Source organism: Stenotrophomonas sp. Steno-Z4 (genome assembly GCF_056393145.1).
In genome coordinates this window covers 1,048,592-1,063,770 of the sequence record NZ_JBWJPC010000001.1, presented here as the reverse complement: position 1 = coordinate 1,063,770, position 15,179 = coordinate 1,048,592, and the positions used below count along the sequence as shown (strand labels likewise).

Genomic DNA, 15,179 nt, shown 5'->3' with positions numbered 1-15,179 from the left:
TGCGGCCAACGGCTACCACCCGGTAGCCGTTGAGCGACAGCCTGCCGCCGAACAGGCAGCGGTGTTTGTGACCACGACGAAGCATGCACCGGGGGCACCGTCGTCCGCTGAATGCGCGATGGACCACCCATGGGACAGGCAGATCTCCATGCAGATCGCCAGTCCCAGACCAGCGCCATCGCCGTCCTTGGCGTTGCCGCGCCAGAAGCGCTTGAACAGCATCGAACGGTCGGCAACGCCAACGCCCTGGCCGGCATCGCGCACGTGGAAACGATCCGGCTCCACCACGATCCGAACCATGCTGCCCTGGGGCGCATGATTCAGCGCATTCTCCAGCAGGTTCTTCACCAGCACGAACAGCGCGCCCGCATCCGCCTCCACCGGCGGGAACTCCGCGCCCTCGGTAGTGACCAGCACATCCACCCCGCGTTGATCGGCGACCCGTGACAGGTAATCGACGGCGTCATCGATCACGCTGCGCACCTGCACCGGTGCAAACGTGTAGTTATGTCCCTCGCTGACCTCGGCCAAGTGCAGCAGCTGGTGCACCTGCCGCGCCATCTGCGCGGTGTCGCGTAGCAGCAACGCGGTGTTGGGGGCGCCGCTGAGCTCGATTTCCGCCTGCAGCAGTGCCAGCGGTGTCTTCAGCTCGTGCGCCGCCGAGGCAAGGAATTCCTGCTGCACCCGGAAGCCCTGTTCCAGGCGTTCCAGCGCGGCATTGAAGGCGTCGATCAAGGGCACGACTTCCGATGGCAGGCCTTCGCTGTTCAAGCGTGTGCCCAGGTTGCGCGGGCCCACCCGTGCCGCCACACGCGAGGCCTGGCGAAGTGGACGAACCATCCGGTTGACGATGAAGTAGATCACGGCAGTGAAGGTCAGCAATGCCAACACCACCACCGCCGCCCCGGCGCGCAGGTACAGCTTGGAGGCGTGGTCTTTCAGGGTTGCCACCAGGCGGTCGCTGCGCGCGATGCGGGCGTGGTAGGTGCGGCCTGCGTGCTCGAATGCCGCGTCGGCCACCCGCAGGTGAACGTCACCGTCGGGTGCGGCGACCGTCATTGCGGGCGCGCCCGCCGGCAGCGCCGACAGCGTCTGCAGGGCCGGGCCGTCCTGGCTGGTGGCGACGGTATGGCCGTGCTGGTCGGTCAGGCGGTACGCGGCGTCGTTGCGCATGGCGGCATAGACGTTGCCGACCTCGGGCGACAGTTCCAGGGTTACGGCGCCGTCGGCGCCGACCCGCATGCCCTCCCTGAGCTCCACCACTTCTTCAGCGAGTTCCTCGCGCACCATGTCTTCCAGGGAGCTGGTGCGAAGCATCAGCATCACGGCCGCCGCAGCGGTGGCTGCGGCGAGCAGCGCCACCAGCGTGGCCAGCATCAAGCGTGCGCTGAGGCTACGCGGCAGCATCGGCAGGCCGCAGGGCAAAGCCAAGGTTGCGTACGTTCACTACGGACAGCGTTGAATCGATTGCGCCCAGCTTGCGCCGCAGTCGATGCAGGGCAACATCCAGCGCGTTGGGGGTGACCGCTTCGCTCACCCCCCATGCCGCGGATTCCAATGCACCCCGGCGCACCACCTGGCCGGCGGCACGAACCAGCGAAATGATGATCTGCAGTTCGGCCGGTGCCAGGCTGACCTGTTCGTCACCGCAACGCATGCAACTCTCTTCGGCAACGACCCGCAGGTCGTGATGCACCAGCTGCAGGTCGCGCAGTTCGGCCGGGCGGCGCATCAATGCACGCACCCGCGCCGCCAGCTCTTCGATGGCGAAGGGTTTGGGCAGGTAGTCATCCGCACCGGCGTCCAGTCCATCCACCCGGTCGTGCAGGGCATCGCGCGCGGTCAGCATCAGGCAGGGCATGCGGTTGCCGGCCGCCCGCATCCGCCGCACCAGGTCCAGGCCATCGCCGTCAGGCAGGCCGCGGTCGATCACGGCCAGCGCATAGGCATGCTGGCCGATGGCATGCCAGGCCGTTTCCATAGTGGGGAACGTGTCGACGGCGATGCCCGCGGCACCCAGCCCACGCTCGACCAGGCTCGCCAGGCGCCCGTGGTCTTCGACCAGGGCGATCCGGTTGGGCAGGGCGGCAGGCGTGGGCTGGGACATCAGAAGCTCCGGGTGATGCCGATGCGCAGGCCGGCAGAGCCGTCCGTGTCCGGCTCGCTGAGTGGGCTGTCGGTGATTTCATCGGGCAGGAACTTGTAGTCCACCCCGCCCATCAAACGCCACTTGTTGCCCAGCGGACGGGTGAAGGCGATGCTCACCTGCGGCACCACGGCCGAGCCGGGCTGGTAGCGCGCCACGCCGCGTGCAACTTCCTCATCCAGCGTGCCGTGGTAGTAGTTGACCAGATCATCGGACATCCAGCGTACCCCGACGCCCGGAATGACGGTAGTACGGCCCCACTTGAGCGCATACGCATAGTCGGCGGCGATCTCGTAGCCACCGCTGGCATCGGTCACATCGGCCAGTGCACTCAGCTTGAACTCGCCGGCGCGGCTGCTCCAGCTTGCGGTGATGCCGGCATCCAGCCCATCATCACGGTCGTCCAGGCGCTCGGGGTCCACGCCGTTGGCCTGCAGCTCGCGGCGGCCAAGGTCCTTGATGTCGAAGCCGTCGAAACGGCCACTCAGAACGGCATCCAAGCTGAAGGTATCGCCCTGGACCACGTGCACGCCACCGGTCAAGCCGCGCCAGAAGATCCGCTCGCCTTCATAGGTAAGCAGCGGTACCGGGCGCACGCGGGTGCCTTCGCCGGCATAGGGACTCTGGCGCACGGAGGCGGCCACGCCGATCGACCAGCGATCGTCATTGGCCTTGGCGATCAGGTCACCACTGCTGGTGGTGCTCTGCGCCAGGGCGAGGGTGGGAAGCAGGAGCGGAACGGAAACCAGGTACTTGAACATGGGGCGGAACTTCCGAGGGAGGGCGGAGCGAGTCTTGCCGCCGCGGACTTACACGCGACTTACCGTCCATGCCGCGGCTGCCTGCGGGTCAGTAAGAGCCGGGTAACCCGTCCGGCTCCAGAATCGCCGCCGCCTCCTCCGCCCCCGAGCCCCGCATGGTCGACCATCGCCCGCGCCCTTCCCGCAACCGCCACTGGGCCGCTTCGCTGCCGCCGATTCCGTCGCGGTTGAGCGGCCGCACCACGCTGCGCTTCAAAGTGCTGGTGGCCGCGTTGGCGATCACCCTGGCGGTGCTGACTTCCTTGGTACTGGTCCAACCCGGCAACCGGGCAACCCGCGTACCACGTGGCGCGGCCGAGGCACCGGCGGCCATGACGGTCACGCGCGTGCGCGTGGCGCGACAGTCCTGGCAACGCGACGTTACCGCGTCCGGTGCGATTGCAGCCTGGCAGGAATCGGTGGTCGGCGCCCCATTGGCCGGGCTGCGCCTGGCCAGCGTGGATGCCGACGTTGGCGACCTGGTGCGCAAGGGCCAGGTGTTGGCGCGTTTCGACGACGCGCTGCTGCGGGCCGACGCTGACCGCCTGCAGGCGGCCTTGGCGCAGGCCGAGGTCGCGTCCGCACAGGCCGGTCGCGATGCGCGGCGTGCGGAGCAGCTGCGCGCCAGTGGAGCGTTGAGCGAGCAGTCGATCCTGCAGGCGCTTGCAGACGCGGCCTCTGCAGCGGCCGCAGTACGCGCAGCGCGGGCTGCGCTGCACGCCAGACAGGTGGAAATCAGCTACAGCGTGTTGCGCGCGCCCGATGACGGGGTGATCAGTGAACGCACGGCTACCCTTGGCGCCGTGCCGGAGCGCGGCGATGCCCTGTTCAAACTCATCCGCCAGCGGCGGCTGGAATGGCGGGGCGAGCTGGGCGCGGTCCAGCTGGGCCAGGTGGAGGTTGGCCAGCCGGTCCTGCTGCGCCTGCCCGATGGCAGTGCTGCGCAGGCGAGAATCCGCCAATTCGCCCCGGGACTGGCGACGGAGACGCGGCAGGCGCTGGTCTACGCGGATATCGACGCAGGCAGCGCGGCGCGCGCCGGCATGTATGTGGAAGGCAGCATCGGCTTGGCACGCACGCCTGCACTGGTGGTGCCCGCCGCGTCGGTGGTGGTCCGCGACGGACGGAACCGGGTGTTCACCCTCAATGCCTCAGGGACCCACGGCCATGTGAGCGCACGTGAGGTAGCGGTGGGACGGCGGCACGACCGTCAGGTTGAAATCGCTTCGGGCTTGGAAGCGGGGGAATGGATCGTCGAAGAGGGTGCCGGCTTCCTTGCCGACGGCGACCGCGTCCAGATCGTGCCGGGTACGCCATGAACTTCGCGACGTGGTCGATCCGCAACCCAACCCCGGTAATCCTGCTGTTCGTGCTTCTTTCGGTGGCCGGCGTGGTGGGATGGGTGCGCCTGCCCATCCAGAACCTGCCCGATATCGAACTGCCGACCGTCAATGTGACCTTGGCCCAGCCCGGAGCGGCGCCGGCACAGCTGGAAACGGCCGTGGCACGGCCAGTTGAGGATGCGCTGGCCAACCTGGTCGGGCTGCGCCACCTGCGCAGCCAGATGCGTAACGGCGCCGTGCACATCTCGGCCGAATTCGAGATCGGCACATCGTTGTCCGGGGCCCTGGATGAGGTCAAGGCGGCGCTGGACCGTACACGCACCATGCTGCCCGACGACCTGCTTCCGCCGGAGGTCAGTGCGGACGTGGTCGGCAGCAATCCGATCCTCACCTATGCCGTGGAGTCGGCCACGCTGGACGAGGCGCATCTGTCCTGGTTCGTCGACGATGTGCTGGGCAAGGCGCTGCGTACGGTGCCCGGGGTCGGGCAGGTGGAACGTTTGGGCGGCGTGCAGCGCGAAGTAAGGGTGGAGCTGGATCCGGTGCGGCTGGCCGCGCTCGATGTGACCGCCACTGACGTTTCGCGCGCGCTGGCGTCGGTGCAGATGGAGTCTTCGGCGGGCGGGGTGCGTCTTGGGGGCGGCGAGCAGTCCCTGCGCACTTTGGCCACAGTGGCGACCGCCGATGCGCTGCGGGCAGTGGCATTGCCACTTGCCCGCGGCCGCTGGTTGCGTCTGGACCAGGTGGCCGACGTGGTCGATGGCCATCGTGAGCGGGACCAGGCGGCACTGCTCGATGGCGCGCAGGTGGTAGGCATCCATGTCTACCGTACGCGTGGCAGTGACGAGGCAGCTACCGCTGCAGCGGTGGGGCGTGCGCTGGATGCCATGCAGCGGCAGCACCCGGGCCTGGTGCTGAGTCCGGTTTCCAGCCGCGTGGACTACACGCTTGAGCAGTATCGAGGATCCATGCACATGCTGCTGGAGGGTGCAGTGCTGGCGGTGCTGGTGGTGTGGTGGTTCCTGCGCGACTGGCGTGCCACGGCGGTCGCTGCGATGGCCTTGCCGCTGTCGATCCTGCCGACGTTCGCGCTGATGCCGTGGCTGGGATTCTCGCTCAACACGCTGACGCTGCTGGCCCTGGCGGTGGTTGCAGGCATTCTCGTGGACGATGCCATCGTCGAGATCGAAAATATCGAATCCCACCGAAGGCGTGGAAAGTCGATTGCCCAGGCCACGGCCGACGCGGTAAGCGAAATCGCGTTGGCGGTGATGGCCACCACGCTCACGCTGGTAGTGGTGTTCCTGCCCACCGCGATGATGCCGGGCATTGCCGGATTGCTGTTCGCACAGTTCGGCTGGACTACGGTCATCGCCGTGCTCGCCTCGCTGCTGGTAGCGCGGTTGCTGACGCCGCTGCTGGCCGTGCACTGGCTCTGTCCGCTGCCCGCGCGCCCACATGTACATGGCTGGCTGATGCGAAGGTACCTGGCCACCGTGCAGTGGGCACTGGCCCATCGACGCATTACCCTGGCGGCGGCAGTGGCGTTTCTCCTGGGTTCGTTCGGATTGCTTCCCCTGCTACCTACCGGCTTCATGCCGGCAGCCGACCAGGGCTATGTCGACGTAGGAGTTGAACTGCCACCCGGGGTGGCATTGGTCGATTCGGTGGCGGCCGCCGAGCGCGTGCGAAGGGCCCTCGGGGACGTGCCCGGGGTAGCGCAGGTATTCGCGCGGGTAGGTGAGCCAGGCGACGGGGATGGTGCATCGAGCCTGGAAGTGCGTCGCGCATTGTTGACCCTCACCCTGGGCCCGCGTGACCAGCGCGCGGGGCAGCAGGCGATCGAAGCACAGGTGCGGGAGCGGCTGGCAGCACTGCCGGGAGCGCGCTTCAGCGTGGGGGGCGGCAATCTTGGCACGGCGATGACCCTGATCCTGGCCAGCGATGATGCGCGCCTGCTGCGGAACACCGCGCAGACGCTTGAGCAGCAGATGCGCGGCATTCCCGGCTTGGCCAACGTCGGTTCCTCGGCCAGCCTGGAGCAGCCGGAACTGACCGTGCGTCCAGACCCGCACCGCGCCGCCGAGCTGGGGGTCACTACTGCCTCCATCGCAGAAACAATACGGATTGCCTTGGGTGGTGACGCGGACGCCGTTCTGCCACGGCTCAACCTGGATACGCGCCAGGTCCTGATCCGCGTGCAGGTCGCTCCCGCGCTGCGAGCGGATCTGGCGGCGCTCGGGCGCCTGCGCGTGCCGGGTCGTGAGGGTCCGGTGCCGCTGCACAACATCGCTACCCTGGACATGGAAAGCGGCCCAAGTCAGATAGACCGCTTCGACCGGCAGCGCGTCGTCACCCTCAGCGCCGGCCTTGCGGGAATACCCTTGGGCGACGCCGAAGCTGCGGTAGCGGCGTTGCCGATCAGCCAGGCGATGCCGGCCGGGGTCAAACCGATCGAAGCCGGGGACTCCGAACTGGCGGGCGAGCTTGCCGGTGGCTTCCTCTTGGCCATCGGTGCCGGCCTGCTTTGCATGTTCTGTGTGCTGGTTCTGCTGTTCAAAGACGCGTTCCAGCCGTTGACCATCCTATCCGCCGTGCCGCTCTCGTTGGGAGGCGCCCTGATGGCGCTGCTGGCGACCGGCAGTGCGTTGGATGTGCCGGCGATGATCGGACTGGTCATGCTGATGGGAATCGTGACCAAGAATTCGATCCTGCTGGTCGATCATTCGGCGCAGGCCATGCGCCAACAGGGCATGGGTCGTGACGCGGCGCTCCTGGACGCATGCAGTCATCGTGCCCGCCCCATCCTGATGACTTCGCTGGCGATGGTGGCCGGCATGCTGCCGATCGCAGCGGGACTGGGGGCCGATGCAAGTTTCCGCCAGCCGTTGGCGATCACGGTCATCGGCGGCCTGGCAACGTCGACCGTCCTCAGCCTGGTGGTGGTGCCGGTGTTGTTCACCTGCATCGACGACCTGCGGGTGCGGCTTCGGGCCGGGCAGCGCAACATGCATCCTGCACGTTGAGTCTGCGATGCTGTAGCAATGAAAGAGCCACTGCCTCCGGATACCGTCACCGTTCCCCCCGCGCCGACGTCGTCGCGTACCCGCGCCTTTGCGCTGCGCCGCTGGCTGGGCTGGCTGGTCGTTCCTGCCTTGCTGGGCATTTCACTGCTCACCCTTTGGAACAGCGAATGGCTGAAGGCACCGCGCGCCATGTGGGCGCTGGCGCGCATGCCTGCGCCCAGCACCTTGCCGGTGCCAGTGGAAGGCGTGGCGGCACGGCGCATCGCCGACACCTTCGGCGCACCACGCGGACGCGACCGCACCCATGCCGGCGTGGACATCTTCGCCAAGCGCGGCACGCCGGTGCGGAGCGCGGCGCCAGGCGTGGTGGTCGCGGTGCGCGACAGCGGGCTGGGCGGGCGCCAGGTATGGGTCATTGGACCGGCGCGCGAGCGCTACTACTACGCGCATCTCGAGGACTGGCGCGAGGGGCTGGCCGAGGGCGAGGTGGTCAGCGAAGGCACCGTGCTGGGCTACGTCGGTGACAGTGGCAATGCGGCCGGCACGCCGCCGCACCTGCACTGGGGGATCTACGGTGCCGATGGCGCCTACGATCCGTTGCCGCTGCTGAAGGCGCACCGCACGACCAACGGTCGTGCGCTACCCCGGTAGGTAACGACCGTTGGTCGTTACGCCTTCGACCGCCGGCCGGACACGTGCGCATGCCCGCGCACATGCCAGCGCCATGGGAACTCCACGGCGCGGCTGATGCCGATGCGGGGACCCGCTGCCGGATCCTCCGGTGGCGCCATCCCGTCCGACACGATCCGGATGCCGCGGTCATTGCTGACGAGGTCAGCGCCATCCAGTGCCTTGTCGATACCCATCGCCTGCGACAGCCGTCCGGGCCCGCTGGCCAGCTTGCGATCGCGACGAATGGCTGGCCGCGCCTCACGGATCAGTTCCAATCCCTGCACGGGTTCCAGTGCCCGCAGCAGCACGCCCCAGCCCTGGCCGACCTCGCCGCAGACCGCGTTGCTGCCCCAGTGCATGCCGTAGGTGAAGTAGACATAGAGATGGCCGCATTCGCCAAACATGGTGGCCGTACGCGGGGTCATGCCCCGGAACGAATGCGCGGCCGGGTCCTGGTCGCCTGCATAGGCCTCGACTTCAACGATGCGACCGGCCCGGCCATCGTCGCGCACCAGCAGCTTGTTCAGCAGCTCGGGCGCGACCTCGGTCGGATGCCGCCGATAGAAGCTGCGTGGGAGCGTACGCCAGCGCGACGGGGGCAGAGGCATCAGCGCAGCGCCGGCTGCTGCGCGGCCAGGATCCGCGCCAGCTTGTTCGGATTGCGCTGCACCAGGATCTGGGTGATGCGCTCACCATCGGTATCGAACGACATCGCCGAATCCAGGTGCTCGCCAAAGTAGCGCAGCACCCCCAAGCGGCCGTTGATGAACGCGGGCACCATGCGCAGCTCGGCGCGGCGCCGCAGGGTGGGCGCGAACAGGAGCTGGGCGATGCGCGCACCGCCAAGCATCGGCCTGGGGAAGCTGCTGACGAAGCCGCCACCATCGCCGATCAGCTGCGCCGACGTGTCCATCAGCGCGATCATCGACTTCAGGTCGCCCTTGTCCAGCGCCTCGGTAAACGCCTGCAGCAGTTGCTGGTGGGTGCGGTGCGGCACCGCGTGCAGGGGGCGCTCCTCGCGCAGGCGGGTGCGTGCGCGGTGCACGATCTGCCGGCAGGCTGCTTCGCTCTTGTCGAGGATGCGGGCGATCTCGGGATAGTCACGGTCGAACACATCGTGCAGCAGGAAGGCGGCGCGTGCTTCCGGCGCCAGCCGTTCCAGTACCGCAAGGAAGGCAACGGAGAGATCGCTGGCCGCTTCGTGCAGGCGCTCAGGCGTGCTGGCATCGTCGGTCAGTACCGGCTCCGGCAGCCAGATGCCCACATAGTGCTCGCGGCTGCGGCGCGCCATGCGCAGCTCGTCGATGGCGATGCGGGTGGTGGTGGCGACCAGCCAGGCTTCGGCATTCTCGATCGCGTCGCGGTCGGTGCCGTTCCAGCGCAGCCACACCTCCTGCGCGACGTCTTCGGCTTCGGCCATGGAGCCCAGCATGCGATAGGCCACGCCAAGCACGCGCGGGCGCAGCTGGGTGAAAAGGTCGAGGGAAGTATCCATGGCGGCATTCAACACGAGCGCGCGCCGCAGGGACAGTGCCGTAAGCAGGACACTATCGACGCACGGTGTTGAGCGCTGCGCACCAATCCAACGGACGGGGGCTGTCACAGGGCATCGCGCTGGTCCGTCTGCCTTGCATGAGCACCTCATCCACCGCCGACGCCGCAGGCCTGCCACGCCCCGCCGATCAGGTGTGGACCACGTTCCTGTCTGCGCTGGAGGCGCTGCCTGCCGACGCCCGCCTGCTGCTGTTGCTGCATGACGTGGCCGGTGCGTCGATCGAGGAGCTCATGCCGTTGCTGGGGTTGCCTGCTGCTGAATGCAGGCAACGGCTGGAAGCGGCCCACGCCTGCCTGCGCGCACATGCGCGCCATCTTGGAGCGCCGCCCGCATGTCCCTGACTGATCCGGCCACCGTAGACGACGGTGTCGACCCGCTCACCACCGGCTTTTCGGCCAGCTACGCCGGGGTGATGGCGTTCATTGCCGTGGCCCACGAAGGCAGCTTCTCGCGCGCGGCCGATCGGCTCGGCATCGGCCGCTCGGCGGTCAGCCGCAGCGTGCAGAAACTGGAGGGGCAGCTGGGCGTTCGCCTGTTCCTGCGCACCACCCGGTCGACCTCGCTCACCCGCGAAGGCGAGCTGTTCCACGACGGCTGCCGCCCCGGTGTCGACCGCATCCTGCAGGCGCTGGAGGAAATGCGCGACCTGCGTGACGGGCCGCCACGGGGGCACCTGCGGGTGAGTGCCACGCATGGGTTCGGGCGCAAGGTGATCGCGCCGCTGCTGTCGGCATTCCGGGCCCACTTCCCCGAAGTCACGCTCGAACTGCAGCTGGAGGAGCGCCCGCTGGACCTGGCCGCCGACCGGATCGATGTGGCGTTCCGCGACGGCGTGCTGGAAGACAGCGAGGTCATCGCAAAACACCTGATCCCGATGCAGCTGCTGGTCTGCGCCGCACCGGACTACGTGGTGCGGCACGGCCTGCCGGCCACCGTGGGCGAGCTGGCCGCGCATGCCTGCATCAGCCAGCGCCAGGCCAACGGGCGGCTGCAGCCATGGGAGTTTCGTGTGGAAGGCCGGCCGCTGAGCGTGGAACCGGCGTCGGCGCTGGTGTTCAACGACGCCGACCTGGCGCTGCAGGCGGTCCTGCAGGGGCAGGGCCTGGCGCAGCTGCCGAACTACCAGGTGCGCGCTGCGCTGGATGCCGGGTTGGCGGTGAGCTGCCTGGACCAGTACGCCGCCGACGACCGCGGGCACTACCTGTGCTACCTCAGCCGACGCCAGCTGCCCAAGCGCATCCGCGCGTTCATCGACTTCATCACCAGCGAGGTGCGTGCACTCGACCTGGACGTGGTGACCCATTGGGAAAGCGTGCAGCAGGCCAGTGCACCGCCGCGCGACGTCGATGCCGGCGCGTGGCAATGAACGCCATTGGTGCCTGACAGGCAACAGTGCGCGTCCGCGCGCGGACCTACTGCCGCCGCAGCGGCCTGCCTAGCATCGTCACATGCCCCGGCCCCCGGGGTTCCGTCTTCCACCCCTGGAGCAAGAACATGAGGATCCTGGTCATCGGCGGCACCGGCCGCATTGGCAGCAAGGTGGTCGACCGCCTGCGCGCGGCCGGCCATGACATCGTCATCGCCGCACCGTCCACCGGCATCGACATCATCAGCGGCGACGGCCTGGAGGCGGCCATGGCCGGCACCGACGTGGTCATCGACCTGGCCAACTCGCCGTCGTTCGAAGACGCGGCGGTGCTGGCCTTCTTCCAGACCGCCGGGCGCAACATCCTGGCCGCCGAAGCCAAGGCCGGCGTACGCCATCACGTGGCCCTTTCCGTGGTGGGCACCGACAAGCTGGCAGCCAGTGGTTACTTCCGCGGCAAGATCGCGCAGGAGAGGTTGATCCGCGAGGCGGGCATCGCCTACACCATCACCCATTCCACCCAGTTCTTCGAATTCCTGCCGGGCATCCTGCAGTCCGCCGGTGAAGCTCTGCGCCTGCCCACCGCGCTGGTGCAGCCGATTTCGGCGGACGACGTGGCCGACGCAGTGGCGCGCATCGCGCTGCAGCCTGCCGTCAATGGGTTGGTGGAGATCGCCGGCCCGGAGCGCGCACCGATGGATGAACTGGCACAGCGCTTCCTCGACCGCACCCACGATCCCCGCCAGGTGGTGGGCGACGCACAGGCACCGTACTTCGGTGCGCAACTGCAGGACGACACGCTGGTGCCGGTCGGCCAGGCGTGGCTGGGCCGCCAGGGCTTCGATGCCTGGCTGCAGCAGTCCGGGTTGGTACGCAGCAACTGATTGCCCGTCCGCCCGCACCCCGTGGAAACGCCATGTCCGACCTGAAGCCGCCGTCGCCCGCCGTCCTCGACAAGTACCGTGGCGACGAGGTGCGCCCGCTCTACACCGGGCGGGTGCGGGTGAGCGGCGGCGAAACGGGACACGGACGCGCTTCGGGCGTTGTCGTCTCCGACGATGGCGCCTTGTCGCTCGACCTGCGCCTGCCTTCCTCGCTGGGCGGCCCGGGCGGCGGCAGCAACCCCGAGCAGCTGTTGGCTGCCGGCTATGCGGCCTGCTTCCACGGCGCGATGAACCTGCTGGCCAGCCGTGCCGGGCTGGTGCTGGTGGACCCCTGCATCGAGGTGGCGGTGACCTTCTCGCGCGACCCCATCGACGGCCTGTACCTGCTGTCGGCCGAGGTGGAAGCCTATCTGCCCGGCCTGGAGGCGGGCGTGGCCGCCGAGCTGGTGCGCAACACCGAACGTGTCTGCCCCTACGCAAAGATGTTCCGCAACGGCATCACCCACGTGGTGAGCGTGGTGCCCACCGCCGCCCCCTGAGCGGCGTTTCCCCCTGCTGGAGAAAACCCTCATGCACGCCGGCCGCTCCTATACCTTCACCGAATTCCTGCTGTGGACCCGCCGCCCGCTGTATCTGTTGATCCTGCTGGATGTGGCGCTGGTGGCGCTGTACCAGTTGGGCGGAATGCATTGGCTGGCGGTGCCATGGAACGTGATCTTCATGCTCGGTACCAGCGTGGCGCTGATCGCAGGCTTCAAGAACACCCAGACCTACAACCGGCTGTGGGAAGCGCAGCAGGTGTGGGCCTCCATCACGGCCGCCAGCCGCCTGTGGGGCACGATGAGCCGCGACTACGTGGCCCATCCCGAACACACCCGGCGGCTGGTATATCGCCACCTGGCGTGGCTGACCGCGCTGCGTTACCAGATGCGCGAAGCCAAACCCTGGGAGACCGTGCAGCTGGCGCCCAACGTCGAGTACCGCAAGCGCTATGACGTGCCGGAAAAGGTGCGCACGCTGGATGCCGAACTGATCAAGTACGTCACTCCCGAAGAGCGCTCGCGCATCCTGGGCGCTGGCGGCAAGGCCACCGAAGTACTTTCCCTGCAGGGGGCATCGCTGCGTCAGCTGCTGGATGCAGGTGACATACCGCAGGCCAGCTTCGCCGAACTGCAGCGCGTGCTGCGTGACCTGCACGACCAGCAGGCGCGCAGCGAACGGATCAAGAACTACCCCTATCCGCGCCAGTACGCGGTGATCAACGTGATCTTTGTCCGCATCCTGTGCCTGCTGCTGCCACTGGGCATGATCGACCTGCTGGCACCCATGAACGACACCGTGGGCGGGGCGATGGCCGGGCACATGGTGTGGCTGGCGATTCCGCTGAGCGTGCTGGTGTCGTGGATGTACGCCGCGCTGGACCAGGTCGGCGAAAGCAGCGCCAATCCCTTCGAAGGTGGCGCCAACGACATTCCGATTTCGCAGCTGTGCACCTCCATCGAGCTGGACCTGCGCCTGCTGCTGGATGAGCGCGACATTCCGGTGCCGCAGGTTCCGGCCAGCCCCATCGTGATGTAGCCCATCGGGAGCACGGACATGAAGATCGTCGTCATCGGAGGTCACGGGCTGATTGGCAGCCGCGTGGTGGAGCAGTTGGCCGCGCAGGGCCACGACGTGCGCGCGGCATCGCGGCGCAACGGCGTGGATGTGGTCGGTGGGCATGGGCTGGATGAAGCGCTGGATGGGATGGAGGTCGTGGTGGATGCGGGCAATGCACCGATCTTCGAAGATCCCGATGTCACCGCGTACTTCGAGCGCGCCACCACGCAGCTGCTGGCGGGCTGTGATCGCGCCGGCGTTGCGCACTACGTTGGCCTCTCCGTGGTGGGCACTCCCTACCTGCAGGACAGCGCCTACTTCCGGGCCAAGGCCATTCAGGAGGCCCTGATCCGCCGGGCGCCCCTTCCGGCCACGCTGGTCCGTGCCACCCAGTGCTTCGAGTTCATGGCCCAGCTGGTCCCGCCCGTCGCTGCGCGTGACGTGCTGCACCTGTCGCCAGCCAAGGTGCAGCCGGTGGCCGCCGACGATCTGGGCGCCCTGGTCGCTCAGGTTGCCACCGCACCGCCTCGCGGCCACACGGTACAGGTCGCTGGCCCGGAGCGTCATCGCCTGTTCGAGCTGGTGAAGTGGGTGATGTACTTCAACCAGGACCAGCGTCCGGTCGTGGCAGATCCGGAGGCGCGCTACTACGGTGCGCTGTTGAAAGATGCCACGCTGACCCCCGAGCCGGGCGCGCTGTTGGGTACTACGCGTTTCATCGATTGGCTGGCCAGCCACCTGCCTGGCAACCGGCCGCGCGTCAATCTTCCCGATCCGCTAGGTGACAGCGTGGAACTTACGCCGGTAAGCAGCGGGTGACACGCCAAACGCGCGGCTGAAATGACTACGCAGTGACTCCGTGGAGCCGAAGCCTGCGTGCTGGGCCACCCTGTCCAGCGAGCTGTCGCTGGTTTCCAGCAGGCGTTGCGCACGTGCCAGCCGCTGTTCCAGCAGCCATTGGTTGAAGGTGGTGCCGGTGGCGGCGCGGAAATGGCGGGTGAAGGTGCGTCGGCTCATCCGGGCGCGGTCGGCCAGCGCATCGATGCCCAGCGGTTCGGCAAGATGGAACGCGGCCCACTCGAGCACGGCTGCCAGCCTGTCGTCGCCGCAGGTCACCGGCAGGGGCTGCTCGATGTACTGCGCCTGCCCACCCTGGCGATGCGGGGCCACCACCATGCGCCGTGCCACGCGGCTGGCAACCTCGGCACCGTGGTCCTGCCGCACCAGGTGCAGGCAACAGTCGATGGCTGCTGCGGTACCTGCGGAGGTCAAAAGCGTGCCGTCTTCCACGTAGAGCACGTCGCGCTGCAATTGCACGCGCGGGTGCAGTGCAGCCACGTCATCCATGAACACCCAGTGGGTAGAGGCACGACGACCGTCCAGCAGGCCGGCCTGCGCCAACACCACCGCGCCCAGGCACAGCCCGACCAGACGTACGCCACGCGCATGGGCATCGTGAAGCGCTTCCAGCAGCGCCGGGGGCGCCGGTTCAGCCGGGTCGCGCCAGGCCGGCACCACGATGGTGTCCGCCTCGGCCAGGGCCTCCAGTCCATGCGCGATGCCAAGGCTGAAGCCGGCCGGGGTCTGCAGCGGGCCGGGTTCGGCGGCGCACACGGTCACGCGGTAGCGCGGTGCGCCGAGCCGGGCCAGGTCCTCGCCGAACACCGTGCACGGCACGGCCAGGTGGAAGGGGCTGATCTGCTGGTAGGCGACCACGACGACGTGGTGCGGGTGGTGGTCTGGCAGCATGGCCCGATCCTAGCAGGGAATGGCATTCGGGCCACTGTC

Annotated in this window: 15 protein-coding genes; 9 read left to right on the top strand and 6 right to left on the bottom strand. The window is 68.1% G+C overall.

Going from position 1 to position 15,179, the window contains the following annotated elements:
* Positions 1-12: 12 nt before the first annotated feature.
* From AC06E7_RS04760 to AC06E7_RS04750, 3 genes are read right to left on the bottom strand one after another with little or no spacing between them, the layout of a single operon-like run.
* Entirely contained in the window at positions 13-1,407 is a 1,395-nt protein-coding gene (locus tag AC06E7_RS04760) for a sensor histidine kinase (protein WP_478063261.1), read from the bottom strand.
* A complete protein-coding gene (locus tag AC06E7_RS04755) occupies positions 1,394-2,107 on the bottom strand; it encodes a response regulator transcription factor (RefSeq protein ID WP_095363071.1) in 714 nt (237 codons plus the stop codon). Before AC06E7_RS04755 ends, AC06E7_RS04760 begins: the two co-directional genes overlap by 14 nt.
* A complete protein-coding gene (locus AC06E7_RS04750; RefSeq protein WP_095363070.1) occupies positions 2,107-2,907 on the bottom strand; it encodes a MipA/OmpV family protein in 801 nt (266 codons plus the stop codon). The genes AC06E7_RS04755 and AC06E7_RS04750 overlap by 1 nt, the downstream gene beginning before the upstream one ends.
* A 155-nt stretch (positions 2,908-3,062) precedes the next feature.
* Between AC06E7_RS04750 and AC06E7_RS04745 the strand changes: the two genes are divergently transcribed.
* The 3 genes from AC06E7_RS04745 to AC06E7_RS04735 are packed head-to-tail and all read left to right on the top strand — an operon-like array spanning position 3,063 to position 7,966.
* A complete protein-coding gene (locus tag AC06E7_RS04745; protein ID WP_217977534.1) occupies positions 3,063-4,265 on the top strand; it encodes an efflux RND transporter periplasmic adaptor subunit in 1,203 nt (400 codons plus the stop codon).
* On the top strand, positions 4,262-7,315 hold the full coding sequence (locus tag AC06E7_RS04740; protein ID WP_478063258.1) for an efflux RND transporter permease subunit: 3,054 nt from the start codon (positions 4,262-4,264) through the stop codon (positions 7,313-7,315). Before AC06E7_RS04745 ends, AC06E7_RS04740 begins: the two co-directional genes overlap by 4 nt.
* A gap of 18 nt (positions 7,316-7,333) precedes the next feature.
* Complete coding sequence (locus AC06E7_RS04735) at positions 7,334-7,966, top strand: peptidoglycan DD-metalloendopeptidase family protein (protein WP_184125859.1); 633 nt, start codon at positions 7,334-7,336, stop codon at positions 7,964-7,966.
* 17 nt (positions 7,967-7,983) lie between these two features.
* Here the strand turns inward: AC06E7_RS04735 and AC06E7_RS04730 are convergent, their stop codons facing one another.
* A complete protein-coding gene (locus AC06E7_RS04730; protein ID WP_478063256.1) occupies positions 7,984-8,595 on the bottom strand; it encodes a DNA-3-methyladenine glycosylase in 612 nt (203 codons plus the stop codon).
* Positions 8,595-9,482 (bottom strand): RNA polymerase sigma-70 factor, encoded by an 888-nt coding sequence (locus tag AC06E7_RS04725; protein ID WP_478063254.1) that lies wholly within the window; start codon positions 9,480-9,482, stop codon positions 8,595-8,597. The genes AC06E7_RS04730 and AC06E7_RS04725 overlap by 1 nt, the downstream gene beginning before the upstream one ends.
* A gap of 137 nt (positions 9,483-9,619) precedes the next feature.
* Between AC06E7_RS04725 and AC06E7_RS04720 the strand changes: the two genes are divergently transcribed.
* From AC06E7_RS04720 to AC06E7_RS04695, 6 genes are all read left to right on the top strand, one after another.
* Positions 9,620-9,883, top strand: coding sequence for an RNA polymerase sigma factor (locus AC06E7_RS04720; protein ID WP_093534796.1), 264 nt, complete (start codon positions 9,620-9,622; stop codon positions 9,881-9,883).
* Positions 9,874-10,908 (top strand): LysR family transcriptional regulator, encoded by a 1,035-nt coding sequence (locus AC06E7_RS04715; protein ID WP_478063252.1) that lies wholly within the window; start codon positions 9,874-9,876, stop codon positions 10,906-10,908. Before AC06E7_RS04720 ends, AC06E7_RS04715 begins: the two co-directional genes overlap by 10 nt.
* 128 nt (positions 10,909-11,036) lie before the next feature.
* A complete protein-coding gene (locus AC06E7_RS04710; RefSeq protein WP_478063251.1) occupies positions 11,037-11,792 on the top strand; it encodes an SDR family oxidoreductase in 756 nt (251 codons plus the stop codon).
* Between the two features lie 32 nt (positions 11,793-11,824).
* A complete protein-coding gene (locus AC06E7_RS04705) occupies positions 11,825-12,331 on the top strand; it encodes an Ohr family peroxiredoxin (RefSeq protein ID WP_426805154.1) in 507 nt (168 codons plus the stop codon).
* 31 nt (positions 12,332-12,362) lie between these two features.
* Positions 12,363-13,370 carry a bestrophin family protein gene (locus tag AC06E7_RS04700; RefSeq protein ID WP_478063249.1) on the top strand — a complete coding sequence of 336 codons (1,008 nt, stop codon included), beginning with the start codon at positions 12,363-12,365 and terminating at the stop codon, positions 13,368-13,370.
* Positions 13,371-13,388: 18 nt separating this feature from the next.
* On the top strand, positions 13,389-14,210 hold the full coding sequence (locus AC06E7_RS04695; RefSeq protein WP_478063247.1) for an SDR family oxidoreductase: 822 nt from the start codon (positions 13,389-13,391) through the stop codon (positions 14,208-14,210).
* On the opposite strand, the gene AC06E7_RS04690 is transcribed toward AC06E7_RS04695, so the two are convergent.
* Complete coding sequence (locus AC06E7_RS04690) at positions 14,169-15,140, bottom strand: GlxA family transcriptional regulator (RefSeq protein ID WP_478063245.1); 972 nt, start codon at positions 15,138-15,140, stop codon at positions 14,169-14,171. The two genes, AC06E7_RS04695 and AC06E7_RS04690, sit on opposite strands and share 42 nt — an antisense overlap.
* Between the last annotated feature and the right edge of the window lie 39 nt (positions 15,141-15,179).